The organism is Paraniabella aurantiaca (assembly GCF_050309965.1).
Lineage (GTDB): Bacteria > Bacteroidota > Bacteroidia > Chitinophagales > Chitinophagaceae > Niabella.
This window is the reverse complement of sequence record NZ_JBLOSY010000001.1, coordinates 235,432-255,072: the sequence shown is the minus strand read 5'-3', so window position 1 is coordinate 255,072 and position 19,641 is coordinate 235,432. Positions and strand designations below refer to the sequence as shown.

The following is a 19,641-nucleotide window of genomic DNA, read 5'->3' as shown; positions in this document are numbered from 1 at the left end:
TACTTACAAACTTACTTTATCAAAGTTTTTATAACTCCATTTACCTTCGATCGTTCCTTTGCTCAACACATAAACGGTAGGATTAGTACGCGCGGCTGTCCGAATCATAGTATTGTCACCGCTTAAAATCTCTACCGCATTAAAGGCCGTTTTATCAATGGCCGGCTTTAAACGCGCGGCCGCACTGCTTACTATATATACAGGCACATTCTTTTTCTGCGCATCGGCTACAATCCGGGCAAATCCTTCCTGCCATTTTTCCAGCGGTGTTTCGGCGCCTTCAACAAATAGCAATACTACTTTTCCAGCATTAAGAATTTCCTGTGTTATATCTTTTCCATCTGGTGCAGTGAGGCCAAAGGCCTTAATGGGTGGTTCGTTGTTAACCCCGGGCCTGATCACTTTATCATAACGATCAACAAATTTATAAGTACTATCATCAAAATCTTCGGGGAATGTTTCGGCTGTAAACTCAACCTTCTTACCAGCCTTTTCATATACAAATGTGATGATGGTGCTATCGGGTATAGCATTCGCAGGCATTTGCATTTGCTGAGGTATATTATTTCCCTTTTTAAAAGGTAAACAATCTGCCACAGGCAGGTATTTTAGCGTATACCACTGTGCTGCAAAGCTGAATACCGTTGCCAGCAGCAACAAGATGGTGGTTGCTCCCCTTGCAAATACCGGCTTAATATATTTTGTATTAAAAAAGATCAGCAGTATTAGCACCAGTAAAATAATATCCTTGATAAAAGAAGTTTGCGCGGTGATAGGAATACAATCGCCAAAACAACCGCAGTTTTTAAACTTACCAGACAAGTGTGCATAGCCCGTTAAGAAGGTAAAGAAAACGATCAGCAATAACAACAGCCAGCTTACGGTTTTAATGCGCCAACCCAACAGTAAGGCAACTCCGGCGATGATCTCAAAAGCGATCATAATAACTGAAAGTGCGAGGGAAATTCCATCCAAAAAACTGGTACCCCAAACCAGGAAAAATTCCTGCATTTTATAACTAAGCCCTATAGGATCATTGGCCTTTACCAGGCCTGAGAAAATAAAGAGAATACCCACTATAACACGGGCAACATTTACAATTACCTTCATGGTATTTATTTATGTCCGGCTTCGCTGTCAAGTATCAATGCGAACACCGAATAGTTAATAATATCGTGATAATTGGCATCAATGCCCTCACTGATCAATGTCTTACCATCATTATTAATGATTTGTCGTATACGAAACAGTTTCATCAATATCAGGTCTGTAAGCCCCTCCTGGCTCATGCTGCGCCAGGCTTCCCCGTAATCATGATTTTTGCTTTGCATCAACTCTTTGGTAGCTGCTATATGTTTTTTATAAGCTTCCACTACCTGATCTTCCGGCAAATCCCAGGGTGCATCCGCAGGTAATTCCAGCTGTATTAATCCTATAACGGAATAATTGATCATCCCTAAAAACTCACCCGCAATATCGTCAGCAATCAGTTGCTGTTTTTTTTCTTGGATGGTTCTGATACGTTGCGCCTTAATATAGATCTGGTCAACAATGGAGATCGTGCGCAGCACACGCCAGGCTGTTCCGTAATCTTTATTTTTTTTGAAGAAAACGTTTTGACAGGATGCGATCACCGCATCATATTGTTCGTTTGTTTTTATCATGTAATGTATTTGATGGAGCGGGCACCTGGTAAGTAAGTTAAAAGCCTGCCGGTTGCGAAGCGCTAACAGTTAACTTTTCAACCAATAAACTTGTCAACTTTTCAACCAATCCCTACCTTAGCTTCTAAAGAAGCAATTCCGACAAAAATAGCAAAACAAATATTGATGTTCACACTTAATTGTAAAGGCAAGTTACTCACTATCAATAAACCCATTGTTATGGGTATACTGAACATCAACGAAGATTCTTTTTACAGCGGTAATCGCTATACTGCCGACGGCGAGTTATTGCTCAGAGCGCAGCAAATGATCGCAGATGGCGCGGCTATACTGGATATAGGCGGGCAAAGCACCCGACCGGGCAGTGAAGTCATATCGGCAGACGAGGAGTTAGCCCGTGTGATACCCGCTATAGCATCTATACACAAAATTTTTCCTGAAACGATCATTTCTGTTGACACGTTTTATGCAAAAGTGGCAAAGGAGGCTGTGCAGGCAGGCGCATCCATTATAAACGACATCAGCGCCGGCAGCCTTGATGAAGAACTGATCGATACGGTAGCTTCACTAAATGTGCCCTATATTTTAATGCATATGCAGGGCACTCCGCAAACCATGCAAAATCATCCTCAGTATGAAAATGTATGCAGGGAGGTTCTTGATTTTTTAATTCAAAAAATCGCTTTATTAAAAAGTAAGGGAATAAAAGACATTATCATTGATCCGGGCTTTGGCTTCGGAAAAACCGCCACCCACAACTTCACATTGCTAAACAACCTGGGACTCTTTAAAATGCCAGGTCTCCCGGTACTCCTGGGTGTAAGCCGGAAAGGATTTATTTACCGCACCCTGGGCACTGATGCGGAAGAGGCACTTAACGGAACTACTGTTCTAAATACAATAGGGCTGATCAATGGCGCTGATATTTTGAGAGTACATGATGTAAAGCAGGCAGCGGAGGCCATTCGGCTTACAAGCGCTATAGATCCTTGTTAACAATTTCTTCAATCGCTGTTTCGCCGGTCATTTCTGCCAGGTTCAGCAGGCGTAAATTCTTTATCTTTTCCCATTTTTCAACCGGTTTAACTTTAGTTTCTTCAAACTCATTCATACCGGTAATCGTTTGTTTTTTGCGCGTAGAAAAATTATAGCTGGTAATAGAAGACTCTCCAGATGCCCGATGGAAAGACGATACATCAAGACCAATCAATTCAAATTTTTTATTCTGATAACGGAAAATATAATCATAGTCGGTTACATACCAACTACCGCAACTTAACCAATAGTGTAAACGGATCTTCAATAAACCCTTGGATATTTCTATCCCGCCTTCAGAAAAGGGGTCTTCCAAACAGGTACTTTCCTCATCATTTATAGAAGGAAGAAAAACATCAGAAGCCAGTTCCTTTGTATAACCGGTTCCTGTTTTAAAAAGTATAAGTAGCCTGCGTGGATTCAGATCCAGTTGACCCATACCCAAACCATCATTCTTTTTTAAATTTGACGGATCTGTATTCCTCAAAACCAACACCACATCTGCTTGCTGATCTTTATTCAAATCGCCTTTTAGTGCTGTATCCAGCACCCACCCTTTGGGAATATAATTGTGAAGTTCTTTTTTATACGAACCAAGCTGGGCTTCCGATGGCGCAGCTATCAAACATGCAAGAAAAAAAAGAAAAAAATATTTCATAACGATATAGGAAGCATAGGCCCTCTAGTGACGATCAGCCGTCAATACCTCAGGCATAAATTTTTTGCTTTGCTCAATTGCATCCATCAATTGCTCGGTTATTTCCTGTGCCGAAGCGTCATAATCTATTTCAAGGGGCTCTTTAAAAGTCACCGTAAGCAGGGTTCCTTTTTTACGAAGCGTTACCCCTGTTTTATTAAATGCTTTAGAAAAACCATTAATCACAACCGGTATTACAATAGGTTTATGATGTTTAATAATAAGCGCGGTTCCCTTTCTTGCAGGTGCATAAGGTGTGGTAGTTCCCTGGGGGAAGGTAATGATCCAGTTATTTTTAAGTGACCTTTCTATCTTACGGGTATCGCTGGGATCCAGGCCCGCCCGTTGCTCTTTGCTGCTCTCATTCCAGGTACGGCGTACCGTGAGCCCGCCCGCCAGTAAAAACAACCGGCTCATCCAGCTGCTTTTCATAGTTTGCTCGGCTGCTACATAATTAACCCGGGTAAAAGGATTCAACATATAGGAAGGAAAACCGAGTCGTTCTCTTTTACCCCATTTAATAGCCGAAAAAATATGGAACATGGTAATCACATCCAGGAAATAGGTTTGATGATTACAAACAAACAGCACATTGGTCTTAGGCAAAGCCTTTACTTTATCTGAGCCGTGAATACGCAACTTGTTTATAATAGCGATCCCGGGATAAGTGCATATCCCTACCAGTAGGTGTACCAGCTTTTTTACCAGGCTCGTACTCTTTAATCTATCTGTAAACTTTCCCATTAGCGCTGGCAAAATAACGGTTTAAACTAATTAATTATTCATTAACAGCATTTTTTTTATACATAGTCCTATAATAAAAATTAAGTTTTTATCATATTGCTTTCCTAATTTGTGGTTATGAATGATTTGGAGATACTTAATAACCGGCCATCCAAGAAAAAGATTCTTTACCCGGTTAACAATGAACTGGCCAGCTACCTGGTGCGCCAGGGAAGAGAAGTAAGCCTGCCTGTATCGCATACTGATTTGCTAAATTTCACCTGGTCGATACCTATAAAAGATGAACAGGGCAACAGTACCTACTGGGAAAAAGCTATATATGACAAAAGAGACTGGGACTACCTGCGCGAGGGACTGGTAAAGATCTATGCAATACTGCGAACCGAGGGCGACATGAGCTTTGCCGACCAGCTGGATGTGGCCAGGATTGACTATTGTTCATTTGGCAATTCGCTCCCCTTTCGCATCAGGATCGTTAATAAGTTCAACTCCAATTTTGACCACTATTATATTAAGATCACCGATGCCTCCCGGATTTACGGCCTGGAACTGGAGCATTTTCTATCTCCTAACCGGCTTACTTTTTATACAGACAGAGGCACACTGGTGGAAGAACATATTCCAGGGCTGCCGGGAGATGTTTTCCTGGAACAATACCTGGATAGAAGTGAAACAAATAAAACCCGGCTTGCAAAAGAGTTTGTTAAATTTAATGAGCGCTGCTTTGTACGTTTGCTGGGAGATATGCGGGCCTATAACTTTGTAGTAGTGGCTACACCTGACATTGAAAGTTACCAATATCGTATCAGGGCTATCGATTTTGATCAGCAATCTTATGAGGGTAGGAAAAATCTTTATATGCCCCAGTTTTTTAAAGAAAACAATGCATTCGTAACTACGGTAATCAGCCAGCTAAATACAGAGTCCATTGAACAGTACAAGGCGGAAGAGTGGTCAGCTATGGCCTACCGCGTGGCTGTAACAAGGTTCAGACTGATGGAACTATTAAACATCATGTCGCGGGACACAGTAGCCCCTCCCGAAAAACAACAATTGCTGATCGACCAGTTAAATGAGCATTTCAAAACACCGGCTTTTAGCAGGTGCAAATCAATGGGGCAAATATTGAAGCTTCATTTAAAATATATGCTTCGCGGTAACCTGAAACTGATACAGGAAAAAACCAGGAGCCTGGTAAAGCGGATCAATTAAAGAAACACTATTATGTATCAAAAACACATTCTTACGCTAACCTTCGTCATTACTGCTGTACTATATTCATTCGCACAAAACTCAACCGAATTCAATACCGCAGCCTTGAGAAAAGCGGTTCAGGACACAACTTCACCAGAGGGTTATCAAGCGCTGTTGAAAAAATTTAATGAAACGCCACAATACCTTTATGCAAACGAGGGTGCGATTATTTACTATGCAAAACTTTTCCAGAAGGGACCTGATCAATTTCAAAGGGTCGCCGCAAAAAAGACATTTAATGAGCTAATGCTGCAAAAAAAGTTTGACGAAGCGATCATTGAAGGAGAACGATTGGCAAAAATAAACCCGGTTGATTTAAAGCTGCTGGTAATGTTGATGGCAGCTTATATCGAAACTAAAAGGGAGGCGGAAATTAACTTAACCAAAGCTAAATTACAATTACTATCAAATGCTATTCTGTCTAAAGGACATGGAAATACAGATGCTACCACTTTAAAAGTTACCAGCGTGGAGGATGAATATACCATTATGGCTATGCTTAAATTAAATGGCAAATCAAGGAGATCGGAAAGCCGGAATAATTCCAATATCGACCATTGGACTATAGTAAAAAAATATTACAGTCCCCGATGGGGGTTTATAGAAGATAAAAACGGGCAATCAGAAGACAAAGAGAGCAGCTTATTTGTAGAAGTGCTAAGGGCGCCCAATCCGGGCTATTAGCACCTAGAATTTATCCCCCTTCGTGTATGTATCACATATTATTATTATCTTAGCGAGCCTGCTTTAAGGTATATATTATTAATAAAAACAATAAGAACAAAATGGCCAAGTACACAGCCGGAGTATTACACGGCAAGGAGCTTGAAGCTCTTTACAACGATGCTAAAGACAATAATTTTGCCCTGCCTGCAGTAAATGTGGTAGGAACGGATAGCGTAAATGCAGTATTGGAAACCGCTGCGAAAGTAAACTCGCCGGTAATGATCCAGTTCAGCAATGGCGGCGCACAATTTTTTGCCGGAAAAGGCATGCCTAATAAAAATCTTGAAGCTAATATTTACGGTGCTGTAAGTGGTGCGCTTCATGTACATACGGTAGCCAAATACTACGGCGTACCTGTGGTTTTACATACAGACCATGCTGCTAAAAAATGGTTACCGTGGATTAGCGCTTTGATTGACGAAGGAGAAAAATTTTATAAAGAGAAAGGACAGCCGCTGTTCAGCTCTCACATGTTGGATTTGAGTGAAGAGCCTATTGAAGAAAATATCGCTACTTCCCTGGAGTTCTTCAAACGTATGGATCCATTAGGTATGAGTATTGAAATTGAGCTAGGCGTAACTGGTGGTGAAGAAGATGGTGTTGATAATACTGATGTTGACAACTCTAAATTATATACACAGCCGGAAGAAGTAGCTTACGCTTACGAACAACTGAGCACGGTGAGCAATATGTTTACCGTAGCAGCAGCTTTTGGTAATGTACATGGCGTTTACAAACCAGGTAACGTACAGTTAACGCCTGTGATTTTAGACAACAGCCAGAAGTACATCGCAGAGAAGTTTAAAACAAGCAGCAACAAACCAGTTTATTTTGTGTTCCATGGTGGTAGCGGTTCTGAGCAAAGCCAGATTCGTGAAGCAATTGGTTATGGTGCTATTAAAATGAACCTGGATACTGATATGCAGTGGGCGTTTGCTGAAGGTGTTTTTGACTATTACAAAAAGAACGAAGCATACCTGCAAGGCCAGTTAGGTAACCCTGAAGGTGACGACAAGCCTAACAAAAAATACTACGATCCGCGCGTATGGTTACGCAAAGGTGAAGAGACTTTTGTTAAACGTCTTGAAGTTGCTTTTGAAGATCTGAACTGTATCGGTAAAAATGCATAAGCAATAAAAAACCCCGCAATGCGGGGTTTTTTATTAAACATTTAAGTAATTCTTATAAAGAATTATTGTCATCTTTTTTGCCTTCTAATATTTTAACTTCTACAGGAACCAAACCATTGCCTGCATGGGCAATTTTCTGAAAAGCAGATTTGCTTAAATCTACCCTCCCCTTTACATGTGGGGCCATCCTGTCGTTCACTACAACCTGTACACTTTCTCCGGTCTTTTTATTAGTAACCAATAAACGTGTACCTAATTTGTAGATATTAGATGCTGCTGTCAAAAGATAGTCTCTGTATATATCACCTGTTGCGGTTTTACGACCATTGAACTTACTGTGATAATACGATGCTTTTTGCGAAGTACTTTGAGCGAAGCTTTTAGCATAACTGAAAATAAAAGCAAAAAACAGAACTAACCATTTCTTCATGTGAGATATTTTAGTTAAACAATAAACGCTGAAAAACAAATTTTATTTTACAACGCCCTTATAACGTTATTTTACTAACATGCAAAATACGGTTGCAAAGGTAGGACGAAACGCGCTTACAGCCTGCCAATATGGGTGACAATCTGGCTTAAAATTATCATAAACAATTGAAAATCAATATGACGATCTAACAAAACAGGAAGCTACGCTATTTTATGAAGCATTTTTAACCCTAAATCTTAGAAAACTGAAGACACTGAAATAAGTTTCCTGATCAGCACAATTTGCCCCAAATGATAATAACTATGCTCCAAAACACCTTGTATATTCCTAAGGTAAGTGTCGTATTTTTTGTCTACAAATACCTGGTCAAACAGTTGGTCATCCATTGTAGCCACTGCATCGGCAAATTTTCCTGCATGATCCAGGAGTGATTGTACCAGGCTTTCCCAATCAGCATCGGTTTCAATTGGGGGTAGATCAAAACTATACTGATCGCTTATCTCCAGTCGTCCGCCATTAAAAACATTCAGGATACCCTCCAGGTAATAGTTAATATGATAGGTTAACGCAGCGATGGTATTTAAGTCGCCTATTTTTTGAACAGCCTGCTCCCGGTTTACTGATAGCAACTGGTCTTTATAATTGGTATTGGCAATCCATCGGCCGTCTAAATAAACTTCTCTGAGCCGGTTGGCGAAGAAAACATTTCTTTCCATACTTATATTATTTTATGCAAAGTACGCAAAGAAAAAAGACGTGGTATACACGTCTTTTATTTGTTGCATTTAAACCTGATTCTTAAAATTTGACTCCTGTTAATTCCTACTCCCTATTCACTATTTTCTACCCCTTCTTCCTATCACGGCACTACCACTCCTTCCAAATCATAATCATATGCCTTTTCAATCCTCACGTTGTAAAACTCACCGATCTTTAATCTCTGCTCGCTGGTAATGATTACTTCATTATCTACTTCAACACTATCAAATTCAGTACGGCCAATATAACGACCGGCTTCTTTTTTATCGATGATGGTTTTGAAAACCCTGCCTATTTTTTCCTGGTTCAATTCGTAAGAGATTTCTTGCTGATGCTCCATCACTTCCTGGGCCCTGCGCTCTTTTTCTTCCTGTGGTACATCATCTTCAAACTGGTAGGCGCCCGTATTTTCTTCATGCGAATAAGTAAATACGCCTACCCTATCAAAGCGGTGTTTATCAAGGAAAGATTTTAATTCGTTAATATCTTCCTGCGTTTCACCCGGGAAGCCTGCTATTAAGGTAGTGCGCAAACAAATACCCGGAACTTTTTCCCTTATGGTCGCAATCAACTCATCCATCTCTGCTTGTTTGATCTGCCGTTTCATCGCATCCAGCATACGGTCAGACGCATGTTGCAATGGTATGTCGAGGTAATTACAAATATTATCGCGTTCGCGCATTACATCGAGTATCTCCAACGGAAATTTAGTCGGATAAGCATAATGCAGCCTGATCCACTCCAGCCCCTTCACATCTGCCAGGCGATGTAACAATTCAGACAACATTCTTTTTTTGTAAATATCCAGTCCATAATAGGTTAGCTCCTGCGCAATCAGCATCACTTCTTTCACCCCCATACGCACCAGCTTTTCGGCCTCCATCACCAGCTCGTCAATTGGTTTGCTGATATGTTTACCACGCATTAACGGAATGGCGCAAAATGTACAGGTACGGTTACATCCTTCAGAAATTTTCAGGTAAGCATAATGTTTGGGAGTGGCCAACAGGCGCTCCCCTACTAATTCTGTTTTATAGTCTGCTTCAAATTGTTTTAAGATAGAAGGCAGTTCCATAGTACCGAAAAAGGCATCTACTTCCGGGATCTCTTCTTCCAGGTTATTTTTGTAACGTTCGCTCAGGCATCCGGTTACATACACTTTATCAAGGCGGCCGCGTTTTTTCAGCTCCACCTGCTCCAGAATTGTATTGATGCTTTCCTCTTTGGCTTTATCTATAAATCCACAAGTATTAACTACCACTATATTATGATCCCGCTTCGTATTCTCATGCACTACATCAATATCATTAGCCAGCAGCTGACCGCTCAGCACCTCGCTATCCACCATGTTTTTGCTACAACCCAGCGTAATGATGTTGACTTTATCCTTTTTTAGCGTTCTTACTTTCAATATCTGTTTTTTTAAGGAATGCAAAGGTACATCATTTATCAGACTCGCTGGCCAATCGCCCGGTTGGTCCCGATCAATATCGCAGTTCGCTCATTATCAACGATATTTTACCCGCTCATTAAGTTCCGACATCGTCATTAGTCTATCATCAGTTCGTCAGCAAATATCCACCCCGGAGCTCCTGCTCCCGGATGATCGGGAGGACAGTTATTATTTTTCGCCGTAACCCTGATAAACCTTGCGGATGTATTACCCAGCGATACTTTAAAATCATACTGAAGGTAATTATCGTGAATATCAAAAGGTGTGTTTACTGTTTTAATTTCCGTAAAATGTTCACCATCAACAGATACTTCAAACCTTACCCACTGGGGCAGAAAAATCCAGCTTCGGTAAGATTGCAGGCAACCCAAAGAAATTCGGTGCAGGCTCACCGTTGCACCTAAATCAACGGTGGCAATGAGATCATCTCCGCTGAAGCCATGCCAATACTTTCCCGGGGCCGCAGTTCCTTTAATTCCGTCCAACAATGAATTAGGACCATTTGCGGGGTAGAATTTCGAAGGCTGATGAACGTAAGTAATGCTTTTTCCAACTCCCTTGTGTATTACAAAAGACTGTTTGGAGGCCTGTACATTTCTTACCTGCTGATCGGTCACCGTAGATGCTTTTAATACCATCGAAGCCTCGATCAGCAAAGGTTGAGTATAAGCAGCTGAACCCACAACAGGTTCATTGCCATCTGAAGTATAAACAATGGTACTTCCGGGAATTTCATTAGACAATTCAACAAACAACTTCCCATCCTTGATTACAGGATTAATAGCTACGGCAAAATTACCAGCGCTGTAACGAAGTCCCAGCTGTTCATATCGTTTATAATGATGGGGTATCCTGCTCATAAATGATGATAAGCTGCGGCCTTCTTTAGGAGTCCAGACTGCTTCGGCCAACGCCGGCATACGGGGTAAAACCATGTATTCGATCCCCTCCGGCTTTGTAATGAATTCAGTCCACAGGTTGGCCTGTGCGCCTAAAACAAATTTACTTTCTGCTTCGGTCAATTCTTTAGAAACCGGTTCGTAATTATATACGTTCTTCAGGCTGTTCATACCGCCAAAAGCCAATGGTTCTCCTTCAGGCCCCGCCTGGTAATGATCAAAATACAAGGGGTAATCAGGAGTCATAATCACATCATGCTTCATCTTTGCAGCCTTTATTCCACCTGCCTCTCCTCTCCAGCTCATGACCGTTGCATCCTCAGCCAGGCCGCCTTCCAGTATTTCATCCCAACCAATCATTTTCTTGTGTTGGCTGTTTATAAATTTGCCGATACGCTTAATAAAATAGCTTTGTAATTCTTCTTCATTTTTTAGTCCTTCTTTTTTGATCCGTGCCTGGCAGCGTGCACAGTTTTTCCAGGGAGTCTTATCTACCTCATCTCCGCCAATATGAATATAAGGCGACGGAAACAGGTTGGTCACTTCCCGCAATACGTCCTCCAGGAAATGAAACACAGAGTCGTTGCCCGCACAGTAATTGGATGAGATCCCGTTATAGTTTCCTCCGGTAAGTGATAACTGAGGTTGTTGTGCACAACTCAGCCAGGAGTAAGAGGCTATTGCTGAAGCCACATGACCAGGCATTTCAATTTCAGGAACCACCATTACATTTCTTTCTGCAGCATAGCTAATAATGTCTTTTACCTGCTCCTGTGTATAATAGCCGCCATAAGTGGCGGCCTCTCCGGGCTTTGCCTGCGGACGCACACCCCATACCAGGTTATTTTGATCTACCCTCCACGCACCTGTTTTAGTAAAATCGGGATATTTTTTTATTTCAATACGCCAACCCTGGTCATCTACCAGGTGCCAGTGAAAACGGTTCATTTTATAAGAAGCCAACAGGTCTATATACTCTTTTACCAACTCAGGACCGAAAAAATGGCGGCTGACATCCAGGTGCATTCCCCTCCACTGAAATCGTGGATAATCCGTTATTTTCATACAAGGTACCTGTAAAGGAGCATTGGTACGAATAGCAGGCAGGGTCTGCAACAAAGTCTGAATGCCATATATAATCCCGGCCTTTGTATTAGCTTTCATTGTAATAGAAACAGGCTTAATATCAAGCAGGTACCCCTCTCTTCCAATTGTTTCTAAAGGGGCAATAACCAATTCAATTTTCCGGCTGCCGTTTGCACCTGCTTTTAAATCGATACCCGAAACCCTTTTAATATGAGCCTTTAGAAAAACTGCAGCGGATTGTAATTCTTGATCAGCTGAATTATATAGTAACACCGTAGATTGATCTATAATGAAGGTCCCGGTTCCCTTTTCCAAAGAAACCGGCTTAGGGATCAGGTTGAGTGCCTGCTGGCCAAATAAATAAGTAGTTATCAAAAGAAAAAAGATCAGTAAGCTTTTCTTCATACCATTTTATTTGGGGATAAATATACAAGGAAGTTACCGGCTTAAAAGCTGCCTTATTTTCTTTTAAAAAGTGGCCCCTGATCGTATATTTACATATAAAGTGTCGAAATGCTGCTTATACGGTCTTTAATTAAATCTTACGGCAATTACGAAGTGTTGAATATGGCAGACATTCATTTTCCCAAAGCAAGCTACTGGATAAAGGGTGCTAATGGAAGCGGGAAGTCAACCTTCTTGAAAGCCATTGCCGGCATTACTCCATTTAAAGGTGATGTATTGCTGAATGGGAATATCTCTCTACAAAAAAATCCCGTAGCATACAGAGCGGCCATTAGTTATGCACCTGCCGAACCTGCTTATCCTTCATTTTTAAAAGGCGAGGAACTGGTTCAATATTATATGCACACGAAAGGTGGTAACCGGTCTCAGGTCGCAGATCTTAAGTCTACGCTCAATATTGATAACTACCTGGGCAATCCTTGTGGAAGCTATTCAAGTGGCATGTTGAAGAAACTCTCTTTATTGCTGGCTTTCCTGGGCATCAGCGAATGGATCTTCCTCGATGAACCTTTTACTACCCTGGATGCAGCAACACAACTTTCGCTACAGCAACTCATACAAAACAGTACAGACAAAGGTTTTATCATTACCTCTCACCATGACATTCCGGTCGATGCAATTTCCTTTAAATCTATTTACGGTATTCACCATAAAACACTAAAACTTGAATAGCATCTCTCACATACTATACCGGTCTGTCGTCACCCCTTTCTATAAACAAATAGCGGGCGCCATTTACTTTTTGTTTTTTGTGCTGTTTGGTATACAACCCAACTTTAAGCAGGCACTGGATACCCATTATTATATCATCCAAAGTATCGCGTATAACCCAACCGCTTTCAGCGTATTTATATTATTATGTTTATTGTACTCTTTTAAATGTATTTCTTTTTACGCCGGCAGGATCCTCAAAAGCGAATACCTGTTTTTACAGGTCATTAACGGCATTCCTTTTAATAAACGGGTTCGTCATTTTTATTTCACAGCGTTAATACTATTACTCCCTGTTATACTATATACTTTGTGCATTGCAACCGTTTGTATATGGCAACAACAATGGTTGAATATAATAGCCCCGGCTATTTTTTTATTGTTCCTCCTGGTAATAGTTACGCTTTCTTTTGACAGACTCACGAGTAAACCTGCCTTATTGAAAGAGATTTCATTACCCGGTATTATCACCTTTCCGCCAAGGCTTTGGCAATTTATGTTGCGTTATATCTTCTATGAACAATTTTGGGCATTATTAATTCTCAAGCTACTTGGTTTTTGTTGCCTGTATTTTTTTGTCATTACGGATGCTTCCGTTTTTGAAGGTCGCATGTTATGGCTCATTTATACACTTTGTCTTGCGGGGCATTGTGTCATTATTTACAAAACTTTTTACTTTTTAGAAAATAAATTATCCTTTTACCGGTCTTTGCCACTGCGGCCATTTCATATATTAACGGCTCTTTTTCTCTGTTACCTGGTATTGCTGTTGCCCGAGTTCTGGGCTTTAAGAGCCCTTGCGCTACAACATCACCAGGTATACGAATATAGCTGCATGCTCATTGCTGGCCCCGCCATTCTCTCTTTATTACATGTTCTGTTATATACAGATGATTTTAAAATGGACGGCTACCTGTCATTGGTATTCCTGGTATGGATACTCTTTTTCTTCTTAAGCTTTACTGAAAACAAATGGTTGTTACCCGTTATTGCCGCGGCTGGCGTATGTATTGTTTTTTGTACGTCGTTCAGGAATTTTGAGAAAAAAGCCGCTATAGAAAAACTGGAGTAATGAAATGATAACAAAAAAGTACTGCCGGATATAAAAAGAATGCTACCTTTGAAGTCATCTGATGATATGATGATTAAATAATGGAACCGATTCAACGTAAATCCCTGGCACAGGAAGTAGCAGACGCTATTAAGGAAAAGATTCAAAAAGGACTTTTCCCGGTGGACGCAAAGCTGCCCACAGAACCCGAACTGATGAAAAGCTTTTCAGTGGGGCGGTCCACTATTCGTGAAGCGACTCGATATCTGGCGCAGTCGGGGTTTGTACAGGTAAAACAAGGCATCGGGAGTTTTGTAATCAGTACGTCGGGCAACCATGGCCTCGATGACAAGATAGAGAAAGCGGGATTTGCAGCCATCTTCGAAGTAAGACAACTCATCGAAATGCAGATTATTGAAAAAGCTGTTAATAACAGAACACAACGGCATTTAGCTGCTATGCGCAAACACCTGAAAGAGCGGGCTATATTTGCAACAGCAGGCGACCTGGCCGCCTGTATAAAAGCAGATATTGCCTTTCATACAACAGTGGCCGAAAGTTGCGGCAACTCTATATTAACTGAATTGTACAAAACGCTATCAACCCATGTATCCAGGTCTTTTTCAGAATCCTACACGGATACGCAACCTTTTATATACTCTCAAAAAGAACATGAAATGCTGCTAAAGCATATAGAAGGCGGCAATAAAACAAAAGCACTCGATTCTGCTAAAAAAATAATTGGACATTTATAATTTTTTAACCTAAGTCATCAGATGACCTGATGTTTAAAATCATGAAAGCAACAACTTCAACCACAGCAACACTAACAGCCAATCAAACAGTTTATCCCATTCTTTTTGCAATCAGCTTGTCTCACTTATTAAACGACCTCATTCAATCGGTTATACCAGCTGTTTATCCGCTGCTTAAAACCAATTATGCTTTGAACTTTACACAAATTGGTATTATCACATTGGTATTTCAGCTTACGGCTTCTATACTACAACCTTTTGTGGGCTCTTATACCGATAAAAAGCCTAATCCTAAATCGCTGGTGATTGGCATGACCTTTTCAATGATCGGGTTATTGTTTATAGCTTTTGCCAGCAACTTCTACTATATCCTCGCGTCAGTGTGTCTTATCGGGATGGGGTCTTCTGTATTTCATCCGGAAGCCTCAAGAGTAGCACACCTGGCCTCAGGTGGTAAAAAAGGTTTGGCCCAATCTATTTTTCAGGTGGGCGGCAACGCAGGAAGTGCTGCCGGCCCCCTACTCGCAGCGCTGATCGTAATTCCATTCGGACAAAAATACATAGGCTGGTTTGGCATATTGGCATTGCTGGCGATTGCAGTATTAAGCTTCGTTGGAAAGTGGTACCAGCAAAATATACAACCTAAGGTTGAAAAGCAATCTGCGTCAATCGCTCCGGGCGCAAATCGGGCTATCTCTAAAAAAAGGGTAATTATATCTATCATTATTCTTCTTGTACTCATCTTTTCAAAGTACTTCTATATGGCTTCCATGACCAGCTATTTTACATTTTACCTGATAGATAAGTTTCATGTAACTGTACAACATTCGCAGATTTATCTTTTTATCTTCCTGGCTTCGGTAGCTGCCGGAACTATTTTGGGCGGACCATTGGGTGACCGCTACGGTCGTAAGCTGATTATCTGGATATCGATACTGGGCGCTGCACCTTTCACGTTGTTACTACCGCATGTCGGTCTCACCGCAACTGTCATTCTTTCTGTACTGATCGGACTGATCATATCTTCGGCGTTCTCTGCCATATTGGTTTATGCAACAGAACTGATCCCCGGAAAAGTTGGGATGGTGGCAGGTTTGTTCTTCGGCTTTGCTTTTGGTATGGGTGGTATTGGCTCGGCAGTGCTCGGTTCGCTGGCTGATAAAACCAGTATAGAATATGTTTTTTCTATTTGTGCCTATTTACCGTTGATAGGAATTATAACTGGTTTTCTGCCCAATATCGAAGGAAGGAAATTTAAATAACAGCATCATTCGGCTATCAATGGAAGGTATTTATTGTGCCTTCTGCGCTCCAACAAAAAGTGGCTGTCCGTTTAACGAGACAGCCACTTACTAATATAGAAATATTGCTTATTGTTCTTTTAAACTAAACAAGCTATCCACGAACTCGTGTTTATCAAACACCAGCAGGTCTTCGGCTTTTTCACCTACACCTATAAATTTAACCGGTATTTTAAATTGATCTGCTATAGCCAGCACTACGCCTCCTTTAGCAGTACCATCCAGTTTGGTAATAGCCATTGCCGTTACATCTGTAGCCGCCGTAAAATGTTTGGCCTGCTCTAAGGCGTTCTGCCCGGTAGAACCGTCCAAAACCAGCAATACTTCATGAGGAGCTTCCGGAATAAACTTCTGGATCACCCTCTTGATCTTATTAAGCTCATCCATCAAATGTGCTTTATTATGCAAACGGCCGGCAGTATCAATCAGCACCACATCACTTTGACGGCTTACCGCACTTTGCGCTGTATCAAAAGCAACAGCTGCGGGATCGCTTCCCATGGCTTGTTTTACAATAGGTACTCCAACCCTCTCACTCCAGATCGTTAACTGGTCAACTGCAGCAGCGCGAAACGTATCTGCCGCACCTAGCAATACCGATTTGCCGGCTTTCTTAAAATTATGGGCCAGTTTGCCAATAGTAGTGGTTTTTCCTACCCCGTTTACGCCCACAACTAAAACAATATACGGTTTAGCAGGCATCGGGCTGTCGAATGTATAACTATCTGCGCTGGGCGCATCCACCAGTATATTTTCGATCTCCTCCTGAAGCATCTTGTTCAATTCAGATGTGCTCAGGTATTTATCGCGCGCTACTCTTTCTTCAATCTTCTTAATAATACGCACGGTAGTTTCCACGCCTACATCAGCGCTCACCAACGCTTCCTCCAGGTTGTCCAGCACTTCTTCATCTACGGTACTCTTGCCGGCAATTGCTTTAGTGATCTTACTAAAAAAGCCTTCCTTGGTTTTTTGCAAACCCTGGTCCAGCGACTCTTTTTCCTTTTTCCCAAACAGCTTTTTTAAGAAACTCATACTATAAGTTTAAAGTTTTCCATTTAAAATTCAATATACAACACTCCTTTCGAAATACTGAATGCAGAACTTTAATAACGTGTTACCGAAAACAACAAAAGCCATCCGCAGTTACGAATAGCCTTGCTAAAATATTATTGTAAGCCAAAATTACTTTTGAGCTAAAAAGTCTTTTACCTTCTCTTTGTGAACAATCTGCTCTTTAAAAGTATAAGCACCTGTTTTAGGGCTACGTATAGCACGAATCACTTTAGTCCAGTTCTTACTTTCTGCTGCTGCTTTGGCGTCTTTTACCTTCGCGTTTTTAGAAGCTGCTTTTGCCATTGTGTGTTAAGTTGAAAAGTTAATATGTTGATATGTTGATAAGGTGTAGCGTTAACTAGTTAACCTGTTAACTTATCAACTAAATTACTTGATCTCTTTATGAACAGTCACTTTCTTTAAAATCGGGTTGAATTTTTTCAACTCCAATCTTTCAGGATTGTTCTTTTTATTTTTTACGGTAATATAACGGCTTGTACCAGGCTGACCGCTGGTTTTGTGCTCTGTGCACTCCAATATTACCTGAACTCTATTGCCTTTCGCTTTCTTTGCCATGGTATGTTGCTTTTAAAAAATTAGATTTTCTCGCCTTTCGCGCGCAGTTGTTTCACTACAGAGTAGAGGCCGTTTTTGTTGATAGTGCGGATAGCATCAGTAGACAATTTCAACGTGATCCATTTATCCTCCTCAACCAGGTAAAACTTCTTAGTCTGTAAATTTGGTAAGAATCTACGCTTAGTTTTAATATTAGAGTGAGATACTTTATGACCACTCACCGGCGTCTTACCCGTAACCTGACATACTCTTGCCATAATAAAAAATTTTTGGATTGCAAAGGTAAGGTATTTCCGGGGGAAACAAATCTATTTTTTATAGATTTTTTTTAACTATTATTCCGGAAGGGTTTTACAAATATAGCACAGGCCTTCGAATGGAACGCATTGTATGTAAACCGATCAGCTATTTAACCCCGTATCTTTTTATATTTACCTAAAAAATGCGTCCTCAAACAGGAGACTACCCCGTTTTTTACGATACATATATCAGCCTTACTACTGGTGCTGATGTACAATATTTGCTTTCTCAATCATTGAAGAACCTGGACGACTTCCTGCACTCCATTCCTGAAAACCTATCCGACTTCGCCTATGCCGAAGGTAAATGGACGGTAAAAGAAGTTGTACAGCATTGTATTGATACCGAGCGCATTTTTGCCTACCGGGCACTATCGCATGCGCGCGGTGAGCGACAGTCCCTTCCGGGCTTTGAGCAAAACGACTACGCTGCAACAGTTGTTGTAACCCAAAGAAGCCTTACCCGCCTGATAGAAGAATTTATATTGGTAAGACGAACCACCCAGCTTTTGTTTGAAGGTTTTTTACAAGCGGACCTCGAACGGGTTGGCATCATTAATGGACAACCCATTAAAACCTTTTGCTGGGGATTTATCATTGAAGGTCACTGGCTTCACCATCAACGCATTCTGAAAGAAAAATACCACCTCTAAACAAACATCATGACAAAAAGGATTGCATGCTTTGTTGCCTGCCTGCTGGCTTCTCCCCTTTTTATGTTCGCACAGGATATGCCCTTGCTGGGTGTTTGCGCCGACCTGGATAAAGCCGCCGTTGTAAAAAAATACAACTACGCATTTTTACAGCCTACAGTAGCCGATGCGTTGCACCCCTTACAGGCAGATAGTATTTTCAACAATGGAGAAAAAATAAGAAGATCCGGCGCCAAAGTATTAGCTGCCAATGTTTTTATTCCCGGTTCTATTAAAACAACCGGGCCCGAAGTAAACGAACAAAGAATATTAGCTTATGCTACCACTGTTTTCGAAAGAGCACAAAGCCAGAACATTCCTGTTATCGTGTTTGGTAGCGGCGCTTCCCGCATGATCCCCGAAGGTTTTTCCAGGGATTCTGCATTTAAACAGTTTGTATCTGTTGGTAAAAAGCTGGCGCCATTGGCCGCCCGGTACAATATTGTACTGGCACTCGAAAGTCAGAATAAAGAAGAATGTAATTTTTTAAATACAGTAAAAGAATGTATTGATGTGGCAAAGGCAGTCAATCATCCCAATTACAAAATATGCGTGGACATTTATCATATGATGCGTGAAAACGAGCCGGCATCCGTAATCACAGAAGGGGGCTCTTTAATTTACCACTGCGATATCGGAGAAAAGGCCACACGCTCTGCTCCCGGTATATCGGGCGATGACTTTACGCCTTATTTCAAAGCATTTCAACAAATAGGTTATAAAGGAATGATTGCCCTCGAATGCCGCTTTACTGACCTGGAGAAGGAACTACCCATCGCCGCTAAAACGATCAGGGAGCAATGGCAAAAGGCGCTAAAGCCGGACTCCAAAAACCTGTAAAATAATCAACACTAT

General features: G+C 41.2%; 22 protein-coding genes. 10 read left to right on the top strand and 12 right to left on the bottom strand.

Annotated elements, in window-relative coordinates; genetic code table 11:
* Nucleotides 1–3 precede the first annotated feature (3 nt).
* Both ACLOAU_RS01100 and ACLOAU_RS01095 read right to left on the bottom strand, forming a co-directional pair.
* Nucleotides 4–1,110: a BT_3928 family protein gene (locus ACLOAU_RS01100; protein ID WP_427859975.1), complete on the bottom strand. Its 1,107-nt coding sequence runs from the start codon at nucleotides 1,108–1,110 to the stop codon at nucleotides 4–6.
* A gap of 5 nt (nucleotides 1,111–1,115) precedes the next feature.
* Nucleotides 1,116–1,664: a DUF1599 domain-containing protein gene (locus ACLOAU_RS01095; RefSeq protein WP_427859974.1), complete on the bottom strand. Its 549-nt coding sequence runs from the start codon at nucleotides 1,662–1,664 to the stop codon at nucleotides 1,116–1,118.
* A gap of 219 nt (nucleotides 1,665–1,883) precedes the next feature.
* Here ACLOAU_RS01095 and folP point away from each other — a divergent pair, with 219 nt between their 5' ends.
* Nucleotides 1,884–2,660 carry a dihydropteroate synthase gene (gene folP, locus ACLOAU_RS01090; RefSeq protein WP_427859973.1) on the top strand — a complete coding sequence of 259 codons (777 nt, stop codon included), beginning with the start codon at nucleotides 1,884–1,886 and terminating at the stop codon, nucleotides 2,658–2,660.
* Here folP and ACLOAU_RS01085 read toward each other — a convergent pair.
* A complete protein-coding gene (locus ACLOAU_RS01085) occupies nucleotides 2,644–3,357 on the bottom strand; it encodes a hypothetical protein (protein ID WP_427859972.1) in 714 nt (237 codons plus the stop codon). The two genes, folP and ACLOAU_RS01085, sit on opposite strands and share 17 nt — an antisense overlap.
* Nucleotides 3,358–3,381: 24 nt before the next feature.
* A complete protein-coding gene (locus ACLOAU_RS01080; protein WP_427859971.1) occupies nucleotides 3,382–4,140 on the bottom strand; it encodes a lysophospholipid acyltransferase family protein in 759 nt (252 codons plus the stop codon).
* 117 nt (nucleotides 4,141–4,257) lie between these two features.
* Between ACLOAU_RS01080 and ACLOAU_RS01075 the strand changes: the two genes are divergently transcribed.
* From ACLOAU_RS01075 to fbaA, 3 genes are all read left to right on the top strand, one after another.
* Nucleotides 4,258–5,352 (top strand): hypothetical protein, encoded by a 1,095-nt coding sequence (locus tag ACLOAU_RS01075; protein ID WP_427859970.1) that lies wholly within the window; start codon nucleotides 4,258–4,260, stop codon nucleotides 5,350–5,352.
* Nucleotides 5,353–5,364: 12 nt separating this feature from the next.
* Entirely contained in the window at nucleotides 5,365–6,078 is a 714-nt protein-coding gene (locus ACLOAU_RS01070) for a DUF4919 domain-containing protein (RefSeq protein ID WP_427859969.1), read from the top strand.
* 101 nt (nucleotides 6,079–6,179) lie between these two features.
* Complete coding sequence (gene fbaA, locus ACLOAU_RS01065) at nucleotides 6,180–7,250, top strand: class II fructose-bisphosphate aldolase (protein ID WP_427859968.1); 1,071 nt, start codon at nucleotides 6,180–6,182, stop codon at nucleotides 7,248–7,250.
* Between the two features lie 52 nt (nucleotides 7,251–7,302).
* Here the strand turns inward: fbaA and ACLOAU_RS01060 are convergent, their stop codons facing one another.
* From ACLOAU_RS01060 to ACLOAU_RS01045, 4 genes are all read right to left on the bottom strand, one after another.
* Nucleotides 7,303–7,680 (bottom strand): septal ring lytic transglycosylase RlpA family protein, encoded by a 378-nt coding sequence (locus ACLOAU_RS01060; RefSeq protein WP_427859967.1) that lies wholly within the window; start codon nucleotides 7,678–7,680, stop codon nucleotides 7,303–7,305.
* Between the two features lie 239 nt (nucleotides 7,681–7,919).
* A complete protein-coding gene (locus ACLOAU_RS01055) occupies nucleotides 7,920–8,399 on the bottom strand; it encodes a DinB family protein (protein WP_427859966.1) in 480 nt (159 codons plus the stop codon).
* 143 nt (nucleotides 8,400–8,542) lie between these two features.
* The gene (gene rimO, locus ACLOAU_RS01050; protein ID WP_427859965.1) at nucleotides 8,543–9,853 is read right to left on the bottom strand and encodes a 30S ribosomal protein S12 methylthiotransferase RimO; all 1,311 of its coding nucleotides are present in this window, start codon (nucleotides 9,851–9,853) and stop codon (nucleotides 8,543–8,545) included.
* Nucleotides 9,854–9,990: 137 nt separating this feature from the next.
* Nucleotides 9,991–12,285 carry a glycoside hydrolase family 20 protein gene (locus ACLOAU_RS01045; protein WP_427859963.1) on the bottom strand — a complete coding sequence of 765 codons (2,295 nt, stop codon included), beginning with the start codon at nucleotides 12,283–12,285 and terminating at the stop codon, nucleotides 9,991–9,993.
* A gap of 108 nt (nucleotides 12,286–12,393) precedes the next feature.
* Here ACLOAU_RS01045 and ACLOAU_RS01040 point away from each other — a divergent pair, with 108 nt between their 5' ends.
* The 4 genes from ACLOAU_RS01040 (at nucleotide 12,394) to ACLOAU_RS01025 (ending at nucleotide 16,124) form a co-directional block, all read left to right on the top strand.
* Nucleotides 12,394–13,017: an ABC transporter ATP-binding protein gene (locus ACLOAU_RS01040; protein WP_427859962.1), complete on the top strand. Its 624-nt coding sequence runs from the start codon at nucleotides 12,394–12,396 to the stop codon at nucleotides 13,015–13,017.
* Nucleotides 13,010–14,128: a hypothetical protein gene (locus ACLOAU_RS01035; RefSeq protein ID WP_427859960.1), complete on the top strand. Its 1,119-nt coding sequence runs from the start codon at nucleotides 13,010–13,012 to the stop codon at nucleotides 14,126–14,128. Before ACLOAU_RS01040 ends, ACLOAU_RS01035 begins: the two co-directional genes overlap by 8 nt.
* An 80-nt stretch (nucleotides 14,129–14,208) precedes the next feature.
* A complete protein-coding gene (locus ACLOAU_RS01030; protein WP_427859959.1) occupies nucleotides 14,209–14,862 on the top strand; it encodes a FadR/GntR family transcriptional regulator in 654 nt (217 codons plus the stop codon).
* Between the two features lie 41 nt (nucleotides 14,863–14,903).
* Entirely contained in the window at nucleotides 14,904–16,124 is a 1,221-nt protein-coding gene (locus tag ACLOAU_RS01025) for an MFS transporter (RefSeq protein WP_427859958.1), read from the top strand.
* 108 nt (nucleotides 16,125–16,232) lie between these two features.
* On the opposite strand, the gene ftsY is transcribed toward ACLOAU_RS01025, so the two are convergent.
* From ftsY to rpmB, 4 genes are all read right to left on the bottom strand, one after another.
* Nucleotides 16,233–17,198: a signal recognition particle-docking protein FtsY gene (ftsY, locus tag ACLOAU_RS01020; RefSeq protein ID WP_427859956.1), complete on the bottom strand. Its 966-nt coding sequence runs from the start codon at nucleotides 17,196–17,198 to the stop codon at nucleotides 16,233–16,235.
* Nucleotides 17,199–17,348: 150 nt separating this feature from the next.
* Nucleotides 17,349–17,522 (bottom strand): DUF4295 domain-containing protein, encoded by a 174-nt coding sequence (locus tag ACLOAU_RS01015; protein ID WP_018628658.1) that lies wholly within the window; start codon nucleotides 17,520–17,522, stop codon nucleotides 17,349–17,351.
* An 84-nt stretch (nucleotides 17,523–17,606) separates the two neighbouring features.
* Entirely contained in the window at nucleotides 17,607–17,795 is a 189-nt protein-coding gene (gene rpmG / locus ACLOAU_RS01010) for a 50S ribosomal protein L33 (protein WP_114788943.1), read from the bottom strand.
* A gap of 20 nt (nucleotides 17,796–17,815) precedes the next feature.
* Nucleotides 17,816–18,052, bottom strand: coding sequence for a 50S ribosomal protein L28 (gene rpmB, locus ACLOAU_RS01005; RefSeq protein WP_114789674.1), 237 nt, complete (start codon nucleotides 18,050–18,052; stop codon nucleotides 17,816–17,818).
* Between the two features lie 185 nt (nucleotides 18,053–18,237).
* On the opposite strand from rpmB, the gene ACLOAU_RS01000 reads away from it, so the two are divergent.
* Nucleotides 18,238–18,747 (top strand): DinB family protein, encoded by a 510-nt coding sequence (locus ACLOAU_RS01000; RefSeq protein WP_427859955.1) that lies wholly within the window; start codon nucleotides 18,238–18,240, stop codon nucleotides 18,745–18,747.
* A gap of 9 nt (nucleotides 18,748–18,756) precedes the next feature.
* Nucleotides 18,757–19,626 carry a sugar phosphate isomerase/epimerase family protein gene (locus tag ACLOAU_RS00995; protein ID WP_427859954.1) on the top strand — a complete coding sequence of 290 codons (870 nt, stop codon included), beginning with the start codon at nucleotides 18,757–18,759 and terminating at the stop codon, nucleotides 19,624–19,626.
* The last annotated feature ends 15 nt before the right edge of the window (nucleotides 19,627–19,641 follow it).